Raw genomic sequence first — 15,296 nt, 5'->3', positions numbered from 1 at the left:
AGGTAGTTCCGTGAAAGTTCAGATCTATACGATGCAGACCGCTTCCGAAGCCTTGGCCGCTGCCGCCGCGGGCGTGGATTGTCTTGGCGTGACACCGTCCAATCGAGGACTGCCGGGCGAAATCAGCTTTGAGACCGCGCGTGGGATCGTCGACGCATTGAAGGGCAAGGCAGAGCGCGTGGCACTCTCCGTCGAAAGCGACCTCGACCTGATCGCCGACATGGTGACCGCCGTGCGTCCGGACGTGTTGCATCTGTGCGGCGACATCAAACTGGTAACACCGCAGCGTGTGCGGCAGTTGCGCGAGACGTTGCTTGCCCGCTACCCCGACCTCAAGATTCTGCAGGCCATTCCCATGACCGGTCCGGAGGCGCTCGATCATGCCGCTGCTTTCGAACCCTATTGCGACACCTTCATTCTCGATTCCGTCGCAGCCCACATCGACGGCATAGGCGCTGCCGGCGTCACCCACGACTGGTCGCTGAGCCGTGAAATCGTCAAACGCAGCCGGCTTCCTGTCATCCTCGCCGGCGGCTTGGGACCGGATAATGTTCAGGCCGCCATCGCAGCCGTCCAGCCATGGGCCGTCGATTCCCTGACACATACCAACAAGCCATTGCCCGAAGGCGGTTTCCGCAAGGACATCGACAAGATCGCCGCTTTCGTGAGAGCCGCAAAGGCTGGTTGATCGACGTTCAAACCACCCGCCACCTATCCAATGTGACGATTGGCAACCAGGCCGTTAAAGTTGCGCGCTATACCAAGGTATCGGTTGTAGGATCGATCGAGAGGAGTATAGGGGATAGCAATCCGGGGTTATCGAATCCCGGAATGTCCGGCCTCCGCCGGATCGATAACGTCATAGAGGACCACATGAACCCGCGATCTAGCAGCCAGCCCACGGAAGGCGACAGTCGACGCTTGTCGAACGTCCTTGCCGCTGCGCTGACCCAACGCCCGGGCAGACCATGTGACCGCGAGACCCTTCGCCACCGGCGTTGATCCGCAGCACTGGCCTCCCCGCTTCGAACAACCGTCGAACCAGGAGGAGGTCAGCATCATGACCACCATCTTCAAACTCGCCGCCATGGCAGGCGATTCTACAATTCCAGGCGCCCACACTCCTGACGATGCAAGGCATCCGACCTTGTGCGCAACGCTGCGCGTTGCACATGGCCGTCATGAACCGGAATCGGAGTAATCCCCATGCGTCTTCTCATCAGTGGCGGCAGACACTTCGCCGAAACGGCAGTCATTCGCAGGGAACTCGACGATATACTGAGCGCATCGCCGGTATCCGTTCTCATCCATGGCGGTCTCCCGACAATCGGGGTCGAAGCCGAAAGCTGGGCTCGCGAGAACAACATACACGTGGTCAGATATCCGGCCAATTGGTCCCTCTTCGGCAAGCATGCCGAGGCCAAACGAAACGCATTCATGCTGGAAGACAGCCGTCCCGATATCATCCTGATGTTCCCAGGGGGACGCCAGACCGCATATTTCGAACGGACCGTCCGAGAGCTGCATATTCCGATGACGGTTGTCACGCAACCCTGCGAGCATGCGCTTTCGCAGGTCAGCGGCGAGCATTTGTGGCAGCACTGACGAAGGTCTCCAGATCTATCCATGCCCTTGTGTGAGGATAGATCCAAAGATTCCCGCACGGATCATCTATCCGGGCGGGAACAACCGGCGGCACAACATCAGGCCTCTTTGAACGCTTGCCCAGGAGCGCCGCTCTCAAATCAAGCAGCAAAAATCGCTGGCACATTCGATCCTCCTGCGCCTCCGCGTCTACCTTGTCTATTCTCCTGCCGAGCCCGGCAATGGCCCGATGCCCCGCCAGGCGCCCCTGGCGATTTAGGTGTACGACGATAACAGGAATGGCGAACTGATCTGCTGCACGGTGAAGAGCTGCTTCGGACCCTTCGCAACGCAATTGCAGAATAATGTCAGGCCTGGAATCGCGCAGCATCAGCGATATCCATCTCGCCTCGCTATCGGGTCCCTGTATCGACCAGTTTGCGGGATAGCGAAGCACGCCGACCCCGTGCGCCCGTGCCCAGCTGTCGACCGCAGCCCTGATCGTCGGCGCTTCGCCATGAATGATGAGAGAAATACCGCGGCGCATATGAATGCGATCAAGTGCGGTTTGGATTGGGCCAAAGCGCACGATGTCGCGACCGCCATGTATCAACAGGCGCATGTCAAATCTCCAGCTCGGATTGGTTTCCAGTTTTGCTCGCAAAAGTGACCCCGCGGCATTCGCGACGTCGAACAGACTGTTCAAGCGGTGCAAGAGCAGCCCGAATTTCCGCCTTCATATCGAGCGAGAATACCCGCTCGACAGCCACCGGCGGCAATAGCCGCCGGCGCATGTTCGCGCTCAGTACCACTGCTTGAACGCCCGCATGTAGAGCATCTTTGCCGTCTGGGCGACGATGCAGTAGCTCAGCAAAGTGCCGGCGAGCCACGGAAAATAGGACCAGGGAAGCGGCTGCAACCCGATGATCGTTCCAAAGGGAGAGAACGGGACATAGATGCCGATCGCCATGATCAAGGTGATCATCAACATAACCGGCAGTGCGGCGGTACTCTGGACGAAGGGGATCTTCTGCGTCCTCAGCATGTGAACGACCAAGGTCTGCGACAGAAGACCTTCGATGAACCATCCAGACTGGAAAAGCGTTTGATGTTCGGCAGAGTTCGCGCCAAAGACATACCACATCAGCGCAAATGTCGTCATGTCGAAGATGGACGAGGTCGGCCCGATCCAGATCATGAAACGGCTGATGTTCCTGGCATCCCATTTGCGTGGCTTGCGCAGGAATTCCTCATCCATCCGATCCCATGGCAAGGAGAGCTGGGAGATATCATACATCAGGTTCTGCACCAGCAGCTGGGTGGCAAGCATCGGCAGGAACGGAATGAAGGCGCTTGCAACCAGAACCGAGAATACATTCCCGAAGTTGGAGCTTGCCGTCATGTTGAGGTACTTCATGATATTGCCGAAGGTTTCGCGACCCTGGATCACGCCCTCTTCGAGCACCATGAGGCTCTTTTCCAGCAGAATAATATCAGCGGATTCCTTGGCGATATCGGCACCGCTGTCGACGGAGATGCCGACATCCGCATCCCTCAATGCCGGCGCATCGTTGATGCCATCGCCGAGAAAGCCGACAGTATGGCCATTCCGCTGAAGCGCCTTCAGCACGCGTGACTTCTGCAGCGGCGTCAGCTTGGCAAACACCGTGCGTGATTCCACCAGCGTCGCCAGTTCCTCCTCGCTCATCTTCTCAAGATCGCGACCGAGGACCGGCACGCCTGGCTCAAGCCCGACCTCCCGGCATATCTTGGCTGTCACGACGGCATTGTCGCCGGTCAGAACCTTGACGGTAACGCCATGTTCCTTGAGGGCGCGGATGGCGGAAACCGCCGTCTCCTTCGGCGGATCAAGGAAGGTCAGGAAGCCACGGATGGTCAGGCTCTTCTCGATGCTGCCATTGTAGCGCTTTGCCTCCTCTTCCGGCCCGATCTCCTTTGTCGCCACGATCAGCACGCGGAAGCCATCTTCATTATAGGCGCGGGACAGATCCACCAGCTGCCGGCGACGCTCGTCATCCAGGAGCTTGATGTCCGAGCCGTCGCGATAATGCGTCGAGATCGCAAGCATCTCTTCGACCGCGCCCTTGCAGACGAGAAGATGTTTCCGGTCACGCCCCTCGACGATGATGGACAGGCGCCGACGCACGAAGTCGAACGGCAACTCGTCGACCTTCGTGTAATCCACCATCTTAGTGATGTCGGATTTTTCCGTTGCGAAACGGACAACGGCCTGGTCCATCAGGTTGCGCATGCCGCTTTGATGATGGCTGTTCAGCCAAGCCAGCGACAGAACATCCTCATCGGCGCGTCCGTTTACATCGACATGATGTTCGAGGATGATGCGATCCTGCGTGAGCGTGCCGGTCTTGTCGGTGCACAGGATGTCCATCGCGCCGAAATTCTGAACAGCGTTGAGCCGCTTCACCACGACCTTGCGCTTGGCCATCGAAACAGCGCCCTTCGCCAAGTTCGACGAGACGATCATAGGCAGCATTTCCGGCGTCAGCCCCACGGCCACCGCAACGGCAAACAGGAAAGCATCCATCCAGTTGCCCTTGGTGAAGCCGTTGATGAGGAAGACGACGGGAACCATGACCAGCATGAAACGGATCAGCAGCAGGCTGACGCTGTTCACGCCGCGGTCGAACGAGGTCTGCGCCCTCGTACCGACGATCGACTTGGCAAGAGACCCGAAATAGGTGCGGGGGCCGGTGGCAACGACAAGTGCCGTGGCGGTGCCGCTCACCACATTTGTGCCCATGAAGCAGATATTGGGAAGATCCAGAAGATCGACGCGCTCGGAAACCACCGCGATCGCCGACTTCTCCGCGACAGCGCCGAGCGTATCGTATTTCTCGACCGGGAGCGCCTCCCCCGTCAGCACAGCCTGGCTGACGAAGAGATCGCGGGATTCGATCAGCCGCACATCGGCCGGGATCATGTCCCCGGCCGAGAGCTGGACGACATCCCCAGCCACCAGATTGCGCATCGGGATTTCAATGCGTTCCGGCTTGATATCGTAGCGATGGCGTCGCAAGACCGTGGCGGTGGTGCGCACCATGGCCTTCAAGGCTTCCGCCGCCTTCGCGGACCTGTATTCCTGCCAGAAACGCAGCAGCGCGCTGATCGTTACCATCGTAACGATAATGGCAACGCCTGTGATGTCGGGATCGTCGCCCGACTGAAGCGGCAGCCAGTAGTCCGTAAAGAAGGAAATGGCCGCGAGCATCAGCAATACGCCGATGAAGGGATTCTTGAAGGCCAGAAGCAACTGAATGATGGCATGCGGCGGTTTGTCATGCGCCACTTCATTGGCGCCATCACGCACCAGGCGCTCTCCGGCTTCCTTGTGCGTGATGCCGTCCACGCGACTTGCCACGTTCGCGAGCGTCGCATCGAGGCTGTTTTGCGCCTCGATAATCGCTCTCATCGACAGCCGCCTGCTGTCTTTCAACTCGGTCTTCTTGTCGATTATTTTCATGATTGTGCCTCCTGCCGCTACAAGGCGGGCACGATGCATCACGCTCGATCGAAGACGCGCGACGACGTGCCCAACCCGCATGACGCGGTCGGGTTCGATATTGCAACTTTCATTGAGAGAGCTCGCCGCAGTCGGTGAAAATCAACGGTTGCGACGCGCAAGAATATGCTCATGTCCACGAGATCCTCTTGAGATCCCGCTATAGATAATCATGCAGAAAAGGTGGTAACGTGGGTGACCGGCCGTTCAACCAGCTTCGATGATCCGAAGACGCCGCGACGTCAGCATCACCATCAGCCTATCAAAGGCGGTGGTCACCCATCGCAATCCTATCTCATCGTCCGTCAGCTGCCATCGCATCTCGAGGCGACCAGTGCCAGAGTTGACGTGCCAATGTGCGTAAAGGTGCTGTCGCGGAACTGGTGAAGCTACGACCGTAGCTCGCAGCTTCGACGGAGACAAGTCGTTGGCCCGGCTTGTAGCGGAACTCAGCGGAAACTTGACGATGTTCGAACGAGGGAACTTCTGAAATTCATAGGTCACGGTTAATCTCCCGTTCGGTCGCGGCCTGAAGGGAGCTATTCGATCACTGCATTTCAGGGATCAAGCAAACCGGCAGACCGAGACCAATACTTCTCATTCGCACCCCTCCCGACAAACCCACAGGCTTGATCAAGGAGACGATGACGTTCGATGAATCGCATATTACGATTTTGAGAAAATGGCCTAGTCCAACCTAGACAGGTACGCGTTATAGGTGCTGACCTGTGTTGTCAATAGTCCCGTGCTTCGATCATCACATGTTGTCGCGATGCAATCGGTATTGACGATGGATCGCTATTTCCAGTCCTTGCTCCATTCGAGGCTTTGCTGAGAAACTGCCTGGCCGCCTTCGTATTGCACACCGAGGGAAAAGGCATCGTTCCCGTCAGCTTTATGCGAAGGCAACTTGTGCCCTTGCTGACGAAAATTGAGCCCTAGAGCCGCTAATCTTGAAATTGGCCGCCTTTAACAGATCCGATTCTCAACTCCTTAGCGCCATTACACCGTCACACGGCTCTCTTGAAATGACGCCAATGCATATCAGCACGCGCGGCTTGCAACAGCAAAGCAGAGCCGAATGCAAACACGACGCCTACGGCGCTCTGAACAATCCGTGCTTCCTTGGAGGACAGCAAGCTGGCGGACGGCCACATCGTCGGCAACCTCTTCCGGCAAGGATAGTTTCCTCATTTCAACGCCGTACAGATGACCCCTCTGGGCATCAACCCGCTACGACCTTCTCTTCAAAAACCTCAATAAAATTGCGTCCTCACAATTCCCTCTTGCCAAACTATCGATAATATCTATTTTTATCTATAATTTGACAACGGAGCCGCGTTATCATGAAAGAATCGGGTGCAACTTCACCATTTCCTATCCAAGCCGGATCCGCCGGTATGCCAATTTCCATACAACAAGCAAAAATTATCTATAATTTACCATTCAATGATCTGCTCTTCCGAGCTCAGACGATCCATCGCTTACATTTCGATCCAAATATGGTGCAGATGAGCCGGCTTCTGTCGATCAAAACGGGTGGGTGCGCCGAAGATTGCGGTTATTGCAGCCAGTCCGCCCACTATCCGACCGGCTTGAAGGCATCGAAGCTGATGGAAGTCGAACGCGTTCTCACTGAAGCGCGCAAGGCCAAGGATGCGGGCGCGACGCGTTACTGCATGGGCGCTGCGTGGCGCAGTCCAAAAGACCGCGATATGGACACGCTGGTCGCCATGGTAGAGGGGGTGAGGGCGCTCGGCATGGAAAGCTGCATGACGCTCGGCATGTTGACCGAAGCCCAAGCAGGTAAGCTTGCGGAGGCTGGTCTCGACTATTACAACCACAATATCGACACGTCCGAGCGTTTCTATTCGGAGGTCATCACCACCCGAAGCTTCGAAGACCGGCTCGATACGCTCGCAACCGTGCGCATGGCCGGCATCAAGGTATGTGCCGGCGGAATCCTCGGCATGGGTGAGACAGTCGATGACCGGATCTCGATGCTCTTGACCCTGGCAACCCTGCCAGTGCCGCCGGAAAGCGTGCCGATCAACCAGCTCATTCCCATTCCCGGTTCGAAGCTTGAGGATGCAGCGCCCGTCGATCCGATCGACTTCATCCGCCTGATCGCGCTGGCACGCATCCTGATGCCGACTTCGCATCTGCGGCTTTCGGCTGGGCGCACCGAGATGAGCGACGAAATGCAGGCGCTCTGTTTCTTCGCCGGTGCCAACTCCATCTTTGTCGGCGACACGCTGCTGACGGCAGACAACCCGGACGACGATCACGACACGGCGCTCTTCCGCCGCCTCGGCCTCTCTCCCATGCCATTGGAGCCGGCGGTGTGACGGCGATGGTTTCGGATCATGCCACCGCGCTTGAGCACTTGCGGCGCAAAGCGCGGTTGCGCAGCCTGACGCCACTGCGTGGTGTGGACTTTACGTCCAACGATTTTATCGCACTTGCGGGCGCACCACGTCTCAAGGCGGCGATCATGGCAGCGATGGAGCGCGGCGTTCCAGCCGGCGCAGGCGGCTCGCGCCTCTTGCGTGGCAACCATCCGGAACATGAAGCGCTTGAGCTGGAAGCCGCCGATTTTTTCGGTGCGGAACGCGTGCTTTATTTCGGTAGCGGCTATGCCGCCAATTCCGCGCTTTTCTCGACCTTGCCGCGGCGTGAGGACTTGATCGTTCATGATGCGCTCATTCACGCCAGCGCCCACGAGGGTATTGCAGCCAGCAAGGCGGCGGCCATCAACATCGTCCACAACGACGCGAACGCATTCGATGAGGCGATCCGAAACTGGCGCAAGAACGGCGGCAGAGGCCGCCCTTGGCTTGCGGTCGAGAGCCTCTATTCCATGGATGGCGACAGAGCCCCGCTTGCCGCCCTCGCCGATATTGCTGACCGCCACGACGGATTTCTGGTGATTGACGAAGCCCATGCCACGGGTGTTTTCGGTGCTGGCGGCAGAGGATTGGCGGCGGGGTTGGAGGGCCGTGAAAACGTCCTTGTCCTCCATACCTGCGGCAAGGCTCTGGGCGTAGCGGGAGCCTTGCTTGCGGCCCCCCGCATGCTCGCGGATTATCTCGTCAACCGCGCCCGCGCCTTCATCTATTCCACCGCACCCTCGCCTCTTATGGCGGCGGCCGTGCGCGAGGCCTTGCAAATGGTGGAGGACGAACCCGAGCGCCGCGAGGCTCTGAAACATCGGGTCGCCTTTGTCGGTGACGCAGTGAAAGGCCGCTTCGGCATAAAGCCCAGTGGATCGCAGATCCAGCCGGTCATCATCGGCGACAATGCGCGCACGGTACGAATTGCCGAAACTCTTCAGACACAAGGGTTCGACATCCGGGCGATCCGCCCGCCGACCGTATCGGAGGGTACCGCGCGCCTGCGCCTGTCGATCACACTTAACGTCGACATGGAGCAGATTGCGCACATGTTGGATTGCCTTGCCACCGTCATGGAGGAACACAGGAAATGACCGCCCGCTTCGTAGTGACCGGTACGGATACCGGTATCGGCAAAACCGTATTTGCCGCAGCGCTTACCGGTGCGCTCAATGCCCGATACTGGAAGCCCGTGCAATCCGGACTGGAGGGCGACACGGACAGCGACACGGTCGCCCGATTGAGCGGGCTCCCTGCTGAATATATCCTCCCGGAAGCCTACCGCCTTTCCACCCCTGTCTCGCCGCATCTTTCGGCGCGTCTCGATGGCGTGGAAATCGACCCGGTCCGGCTTGAGCCGCCGGCCGGTCGCGGTCCGCTGGTCATCGAGGGAGCCGGCGGCCTGCTGGTCCCGCTTGGCAAAGACGCCGTCTTTGCTGACGTCTTCGCCCGCTGGCGCATCCCCGTCATTCTCTGCGCCCGAACATCGCTTGGCACCATCAATCACACACTGCTGTCCATCGAAGCGCTGCGCAGCCGCAACATTCCCATTTGCGGCGTAGCTTTCATCGGCGCGGAAAATGCCGACACCCAGGCGACCATCGCGGCCATCGGGCAAGTCAAGGTGTTGGGCCGGCTGCCCCTGCTGGAAGAGCTGACCAGTGAGACCTTGCGCCGTGACTTTGGCGAGAACTTCGACATAGCGTCTCTGATCGAGGCGCACGCATGACCCCCTCACCCGTTTGGCATCCCTTCACGCAGCATGCACTCGAACCGCCGATGAAGCGCATCGTCGCCACGGAAGGTGCCTATTTGTTCGACGAGGACGGCAATCGAATCCTCGACGCCATCTCGTCATGGTGGGTGATCACCCACGGCCATCGCCATCCCGGCATCATGGCTGCAATCCGCAAGGCAACAGAGACCTACGACCAGATCATCTTCGCCGAATTTACCCACGAACCTGCAGAGGTCCTCGCTTCACATCTGCTCGCCTTTGCGCCCCCCGGACTGAAACATGTCTTCTACTCGGACAGCGGATCGACGGCAGTCGAGGTGGCAATCAAGATGGCGCTCGGCACGTTCCACAATCGCGGCATCGCGCGTGACCGCATCGTCGTGATGGAGCACGGCTATCATGGTGACACGATAGGCACCATGTCGGCGGGAGAGCGCGGCGTGTTCAATGCGCCCTTCGAGCCGCTGCTGTTCGGGGTCGACCGCCTTCCCTTCCCCGAACCGGGTCGGGAGCAGGAGACGCTCGACGCGTTCGAATCTATCTGCCGCTCAGGAAAGGCCGCCGCCATTCTGATCGAGCCGCTGGTGCTTGGCGCAGGTGGCATGAAAATCTACGGAAGCAGCGTGCTGTCCTCTCTGAAGGGAATCGCTGGCCGATATGGCTGCCTATTCATTGCCGATGAGGTGATGACCGGCTGGGGTCGTACCGGAACGCGCTTTGCTTGCGTACAGGCGGATGTAATTCCGGATATTCTTTGCACCTCGAAGGGCCTGACCGGAGGTGCCCTGCCGCTGGCGGCAACCCTTTGCACACAAGAGATTTTTGAGGCTCATCTGTCTCGCGACCGGCGCAAGACCTTCTTCCATTCGAGTTCTTACACTGCCAATGCAATCGCTTGTGCGGCGGCTGTCGCCAATCTGCAGGTCTGGCAGGACGAACCGGTCGAAACCCGGATAGCAGAGCTTGCAGGGCTACACACCCAACATCTTCGGCGCTTCGAGGGCGACCTGAGATTTGTAAACGTCAGGCAATGCGGAACGATCGCCGCCTTCGATCTTGCCGTACCTTCCGGCGGCTACCTCGCCGAAGTGGGGCCGCGCATGCGCAGGCTGTTTCGCGAACGCGGGCTGCTTTTACGTCCGCTCGGAAACGTCATCTACCTGATGCCGCCCTATTGCACGAACAGCAAAGACATCGCGACCGCCTATGACACGATCGATGAAGTCGCCTCGCTTGTCCTGAAGGAGACCGGATCTTGATGCCTCGCTCCTCCTGTCTTGCCGGATTTGGTCATGCCGTCCCATCCCGCATCGTCCACAGTGCGGAAATTGAAAGCCGGCTCGGGCTCGAGGACGGCTGGATCGAAAGGCGGACCGGCATCCGATCCCGCTACTGGGCAACCGAGGGAGAGACATTGAGTGACCTTGCAGCCGAAGCCGGGAAAATGGCTCTCGATGATGCTGGGATTGTGCCGAGCGAAATCGCCATGATCCTGCTGGCCACCTCCACGCCGGATCATCTCTTGCCGCCTTCGGCGCCGCTTCTGGCGTACAAGCTTGGCTTGCAAAATTCCGGAGCCATCGATCTCGCCGGAGCTTGCTCCGGCTTCCTTTACGCGCTGACGCTGGCGGACGGTTTCGTGCGGGCGCATGGGCGAGCGGTGCTCGTCGTCGCCGCCAACATTCTCAGTCGCCGCGTCAATCTGACCGATCGCGCCAGCGCCGTTCTCTTTGCGGATGGCGCTGGCGCGGTCGTACTTGCGCCATGCGGTAATGATCAAAGCGGCCTTAGGGCGGCCGTTCTTGCTGCGGATGGAAGCGGCTATGATCTGATCACCATCCCGTGCGGGGGCAGCAACAAGCCCTTTTCTCCGGAGATTTCGGCAGACCAAGTATTGATGACGATGCGGGACGGACGCGAGGTTTTCTCTCGCGCCGTTGACCTGATGACGCGGACAGCACGGCAGGCGGTGACCGAGACTGGCTCAACGCTCTCCGCCATTGGTCGCTTCATTCCACATCAGGCCAACCTCCGTCTTTGTCATGCCGTCCGCCAGAATCTGGAATTGGAGGAAAGGAAGCTTGTCAGCACGATTGCGGAATTCGGCAATTCTTCGGCCGCGACCATTCCCCTATCTCTTTCGATCGAAAGCCGTCTCAAACCGTTCAAACCGGGAGAACGCCTTCTGATGACCGCGGCCGGCGCAGGCTTGGCGGGCGGCGCCGTCATCTTTGACGCATAAACCAACTCAGCGGGGCGATATTGCTGAGGAATTTGGCACCAGCCACGGTGCCCGAGGCCATTCGCCGTCTCGAGTCCCAGAGGCGACTGGCGAACTCCGCAGGGGTGTATGAGTCACCCTCGATGTTTTGGTACTTCGCAAAGCCGCACCTTGTCTCACCAGGACCATTCTGGATCGCGCCGAAGAAACGACGTCTGCGGGGGATCATGCAATTGAAGTGTTGGCATGGAGGAGGCGAACCAAGCATGCAATCGGATAATGCTATCCCCCTGCAACATGCCAGGCCTATTGAAGAAAATTGAAAACCTGCACGCGGTAAGTCCGTGCTTTCTATTTGCTGGCTGGCGGTCCGAATGGGAAGCGCCGACGGATCGCAATCACTGTGCAAGCCTCACTGCGTTGCATCATGGCAACCTGGAAGTCGCCGCCAATGTTCCTTTGCACCACGTGCTGGGGATAGGCCGAAAAGCCTCGCAGCACCTCGGTTAAGGAGCTCGCTTATCCTCGAACGGACTGCCCTAAGCTCGGATAAATTCGCCGCGAAGATGCGCGATGTACGAGCCCGCGGTCCTCGGAGACTTTCAAGACTTGCATCCTCAATCGAACGCAACCCGACCGACGTATCAATCGGATTGCCAACAGCGCAATTGCATTGAGTTTCGACCCGGGCCTACTTCGGGGTCACGTCGAAGCCGAACCACTTCTGCGACAGCCTTGCGATCGTGCCGTCAGCTTTTGCCGCGGCGATCGCGTCGTTGAACATGGCTTTGAGCTGGGTGTCGTCCTTGCGCAGCCCAACGGAACTGCCACGGCCGAGAAGACCACCCTGAAAGCGCGGACCGGTCACGGTCATATCTTCGTTGCCGGGCTTTGCTGCCGCTGTCGAAAGATAGGCCATCGACGCCATGATCAGATCGACGCGGCCGGCCTTCAGGTCAAGGTCATGCTGCTCGGTCGTCTTGTATTCACGGATATCGGCCACGCCCTTCAGGTACTTGTCGAGGAAGGTCGCCGCAATCGATGCCGTCTGCACGCCGATCGTCTTGCCCTTGAGCATCGGTTCGAGTTGCTTCAACGCAGCGGCGGCACCCGCCTCGTTGGTTGCCAGCGAAAATACCTCACCCTTCATGGGCAGGTCGACAAGCGGGGAATCTTTCAGCGTCGCGAAGGTCTGGCCGGTTGTGCCGTAGGAATCGCTGAAGGCGATGACTTCCTCGCGCTTGGCGGTTGCCGACATGCCGGAGATGATGGCGTCGAATTTGCCCGCATTCAAGGCAGGGATCATGCCGTCGAAAGGCTGGATGACGGTCGTGCACTCGACCTTCATGTGATCGCAGAGATACTTGATCAGTTCGATCTCATATCCGTCCAGACTGCCGTCCGCCTTGGTGAAATTCCAGGGGCGAAATGCGCCCTCGGTCGCGATCGTCACATGCGTCCACTTTTTGTCTTCCGCGCGCGCGATGCTTGCCGTTGCGAGCGTGGCGACCATCATGATCGCGCTCAGAAGTCCGGTCAGGTATTTCATAATCGAGTTCCCCATTGTGATTGAGTTTGAAATTATTGACTGATGAACTGCCGGAAGCGCTCAGAACGTGAACCGGCAAACACATCCTGCGGCCTGCCGTCTTCCTCTACGACGCCCTTGTGCAGGAAGATGACGCGGCTCGAGACATCGCGCGCAAAGCCCATCTCGTGCGTCACGACGAGCATGGTGCGCCCTTCCTCGGCGAGCGCGCGCATGACCCTCAGGACCTCGCCCACGAGTTCGGGATCGAGCGCCGATGTCGGCTCGTCGAACAGCATGACCTTCGGGTGCATGGCGAGCGCACGCGCGATGGCGGCGCGCTGTTGCTGGCCTCCCGAAAGATGAGCCGGATAGAAATTGCGCTTGTCGGCAATGCCGACCTTGGCAAGCAGCGCCTCTGCTTCCTCGATGCATTCGGCACGCCCACGACCTTGTACATAGACAGGCGCCTCGATCACGTTCTCCAGCACCGTCTTGTGAGACCAAAGATTGAAGCTCTGGAACACCATGCCGAGCTGCGCGCGAATGCGATCGACCTGCCTTCCATCCGCCGGACGATGCCCCCCGCGCGCGGTGCGTTGCATGCGGATCGTTTCGCCCGCCACCGTCACTTCGCCGGAATCAGGCATCTCGAGCAAATTGATGCAGCGCAGGAACGTCGATTTTCCGGAACCTGACGAGCCGAGAATCGAGACGACGTCGCCTTCCAACGCATCGAGCGAGATCCCCTTGAGGACCTCGACCGGCCCAAAGCTTTTGTGCATGTCGCGCACGCTGAGCGCGATTGGTGTAGCCGTCATTGCGGATCTCCTACGGGGGCCGCCGCAGCGGCGGTATCGCGCCTCACCGGCACGGGCGGGCGCTGATGCGGGCTAAGCCGGTATTCGGCAAACTGGATGAGGCGCGTCAGCACGAAGTTGATCGCGAGATAAATGGCGCCTGAAACGACGAAGACCTCGATGGCGCGGTAGGTTTCCGAGATGATCTTCGCTGCAACGCCCGTGACTTCCATCAGCGTGATGATCGAGGCAAGCGATGTCGCCTTCACCATCGAGATCATCTCGTTGCCATAGCCCGGCAGTGCCTGGCGGATGGCGAGCGGCAAAACGATGCGCCGGAACATCATGAGGCGGTGCATGCCACAGGCGCGCGCAGCCTCCACCTGCCCATGCGGAACAGACAGCAGGCCGCCGCGGATGATTTCGCTGGCATAGGCTGCAGTGTTCAACGTCAGCGCTAGAACCGCGCACCAATAGGGATCGCGCAGGAACGGCCAGAAGATACTGTGGCGGATGGTAGGAAACTGCCCAAGGCCATAGTAGATCAGGAAAATCTGCACGAGCAGCGGCGTGCCGCGAAAGATAAAGACGTAAAGCCTGGCGAACCAGTCGAGGATAGTGAAACCCGACAGACGTGCGAGCGCCAGAAGCAACGCGAGGATCGCGCCGAGACAAATTGACGTTACCGCAAGTTCGATGGTCAACGGGATTGCCGCGACAAGGCTGACAAAGGTCTCTTCAAGGAATTGCCAATCCATCAGCGTTTCCTCACACCGCGCGACAGATGCCACTCGGCCTGCCGGATGATAAGGCTGGAAAGGGTCGAGATCATCAGATAGATCACCCCTGCGATCAGGTAGAAATCGAACGGCAGTCCTGTCGAGCCCGCACCGACCTGCGCCTGGCGCAAGAGTTCGGCAACGCCGGTGATCGAGACCAGCGCCGACTCTTTCAGGACGACCTGCCAGACGTTGCCAAGCCCCGGCAGCGCATGCCGCAAGGTCAGCGGCGCGATAATCCGGCGAAGGCGCAGCCACCGCGGCATTCCACAGGCAATGGCCGCTTCGATCTCGCCGGGATGCACAGCCTTGAACCCGCCGCGCAGCACTTCAGTGAACTGCGCACCGGACGTCACGCCGACGGCAAGGGAGCCGGCAAGGAAGCCTGGAAAGCCGAGGAAGCCTTCCGCCCCGAACATCTTGCCGATAGCAGTGACGACCGCGCTGCCGCCGAAATAGAAGAGATAGATGACCAGCAGATCGGGAATGCCGCGAAGAACCGTCGTATAGGCATCAGCCGTCGCCCGTGCAAAGCGATTGCCGGCAATCTTGCCCCAAGCGCCGAGCGTTCCGATGCAGGCACCGACCGCATAGCCTGCGATCGCGACGAGAATTGTCATCCAGGCGCCGGCCAGGAGCGCATGGCCCCAGCCATCCGGGCCGAAGCCGGCAAGCTCGAACAGAGTTGGCTGATTCATGCGCTTGACCTGAA

At 59.2% G+C, this 15,296-nt stretch carries 14 protein-coding genes; 8 read left to right on the top strand and 6 right to left on the bottom strand.

Going from position 1 to position 15,296, the window contains the following annotated elements:
• The first annotated feature begins 10 nt into the window (after nt 1-10).
• From BJ928_RS17100 to BJ928_RS17090, 3 genes are all read left to right on the top strand, one after another.
• Complete coding sequence (locus BJ928_RS17100) at nt 11-688, top strand: phosphoribosylanthranilate isomerase (RefSeq protein ID WP_052227652.1); 678 nt, start codon at nt 11-13, stop codon at nt 686-688.
• Between the two features lie 372 nt (nt 689-1,060).
• Nucleotides 1,061-1,201 carry a hypothetical protein gene (locus BJ928_RS38835; protein ID WP_156151440.1) on the top strand — a complete coding sequence of 47 codons (141 nt, stop codon included), beginning with the start codon at nt 1,061-1,063 and terminating at the stop codon, nt 1,199-1,201.
• A gap of 5 nt (nt 1,202-1,206) precedes the next feature.
• Nucleotides 1,207-1,605, top strand: coding sequence for a DUF2493 domain-containing protein (locus tag BJ928_RS17090; RefSeq protein ID WP_063769456.1), 399 nt, complete (start codon nt 1,207-1,209; stop codon nt 1,603-1,605).
• Here BJ928_RS17090 and BJ928_RS17085 read toward each other — a convergent pair.
• Nucleotides 1,577-2,206 carry an SLOG family protein gene (locus BJ928_RS17085; protein ID WP_052227653.1) on the bottom strand — a complete coding sequence of 210 codons (630 nt, stop codon included), beginning with the start codon at nt 2,204-2,206 and terminating at the stop codon, nt 1,577-1,579. The two genes, BJ928_RS17090 and BJ928_RS17085, sit on opposite strands and share 29 nt — an antisense overlap.
• Nucleotides 2,207-2,386: 180 nt before the next feature.
• The gene (mgtA, locus tag BJ928_RS17080) at nt 2,387-5,086 is read right to left on the bottom strand and encodes a magnesium-translocating P-type ATPase (protein WP_047631257.1); all 2,700 of its coding nucleotides are present in this window, start codon (nt 5,084-5,086) and stop codon (nt 2,387-2,389) included.
• 1,439 nt (nt 5,087-6,525) lie between these two features.
• Between mgtA and bioB the strand changes: the two genes are divergently transcribed.
• From bioB to BJ928_RS17055, 5 genes are read left to right on the top strand one after another with little or no spacing between them, the layout of a single operon-like run.
• Nucleotides 6,526-7,473, top strand: a complete 948-nt coding sequence (gene bioB, locus BJ928_RS17075; protein ID WP_052227654.1) for a biotin synthase BioB — start codon at nt 6,526-6,528, stop codon at nt 7,471-7,473.
• 5 nt (nt 7,474-7,478) lie between these two features.
• Nucleotides 7,479-8,612, top strand: a complete 1,134-nt coding sequence (locus tag BJ928_RS17070; RefSeq protein ID WP_047631567.1) for an 8-amino-7-oxononanoate synthase — start codon at nt 7,479-7,481, stop codon at nt 8,610-8,612.
• Nucleotides 8,609-9,247, top strand: coding sequence for a dethiobiotin synthase (bioD, locus tag BJ928_RS17065; RefSeq protein WP_047631262.1), 639 nt, complete (start codon nt 8,609-8,611; stop codon nt 9,245-9,247). The genes BJ928_RS17070 and bioD overlap by 4 nt, the downstream gene beginning before the upstream one ends.
• On the top strand, nt 9,244-10,515 hold the full coding sequence (locus tag BJ928_RS17060) for an adenosylmethionine--8-amino-7-oxononanoate transaminase (protein ID WP_047631264.1): 1,272 nt from the start codon (nt 9,244-9,246) through the stop codon (nt 10,513-10,515). The genes bioD and BJ928_RS17060 overlap by 4 nt, the downstream gene beginning before the upstream one ends.
• Complete coding sequence (locus BJ928_RS17055; RefSeq protein WP_120296583.1) at nt 10,512-11,498, top strand: beta-ketoacyl-ACP synthase III; 987 nt, start codon at nt 10,512-10,514, stop codon at nt 11,496-11,498. The genes BJ928_RS17060 and BJ928_RS17055 overlap by 4 nt, the downstream gene beginning before the upstream one ends.
• 670 nt (nt 11,499-12,168) lie before the next feature.
• On the opposite strand, the gene BJ928_RS17050 is transcribed toward BJ928_RS17055, so the two are convergent.
• The 4 genes from BJ928_RS17050 to BJ928_RS17035 are packed head-to-tail and all read right to left on the bottom strand — an operon-like array spanning nt 12,169 to nt 15,282.
• The gene (locus BJ928_RS17050; RefSeq protein ID WP_047631267.1) at nt 12,169-13,026 is read right to left on the bottom strand and encodes a transporter substrate-binding domain-containing protein; all 858 of its coding nucleotides are present in this window, start codon (nt 13,024-13,026) and stop codon (nt 12,169-12,171) included.
• Nucleotides 13,027-13,058: 32 nt separating this feature from the next.
• On the bottom strand, nt 13,059-13,826 hold the full coding sequence (locus BJ928_RS17045) for an ATP-binding cassette domain-containing protein (RefSeq protein ID WP_047631268.1): 768 nt from the start codon (nt 13,824-13,826) through the stop codon (nt 13,059-13,061).
• On the bottom strand, nt 13,823-14,563 hold the full coding sequence (locus BJ928_RS17040; RefSeq protein WP_052227655.1) for an ABC transporter permease: 741 nt from the start codon (nt 14,561-14,563) through the stop codon (nt 13,823-13,825). The genes BJ928_RS17045 and BJ928_RS17040 overlap by 4 nt, the downstream gene beginning before the upstream one ends.
• Complete coding sequence (locus tag BJ928_RS17035) at nt 14,563-15,282, bottom strand: ABC transporter permease subunit (protein ID WP_047631270.1); 720 nt, start codon at nt 15,280-15,282, stop codon at nt 14,563-14,565. The genes BJ928_RS17040 and BJ928_RS17035 overlap by 1 nt, the downstream gene beginning before the upstream one ends.
• Between the last annotated feature and the right edge of the window lie 14 nt (nt 15,283-15,296).

The organism is Rhizobium sp. WW_1 (assembly GCF_003610155.1).
GTDB classification, from domain to species: Bacteria; Pseudomonadota; Alphaproteobacteria; order Rhizobiales; family Rhizobiaceae; genus Rhizobium; species Rhizobium tropici_A.
Note: the sequence above shows the minus strand (reverse complement) of the source record. Positions and strands in the feature narration are given on the sequence as shown.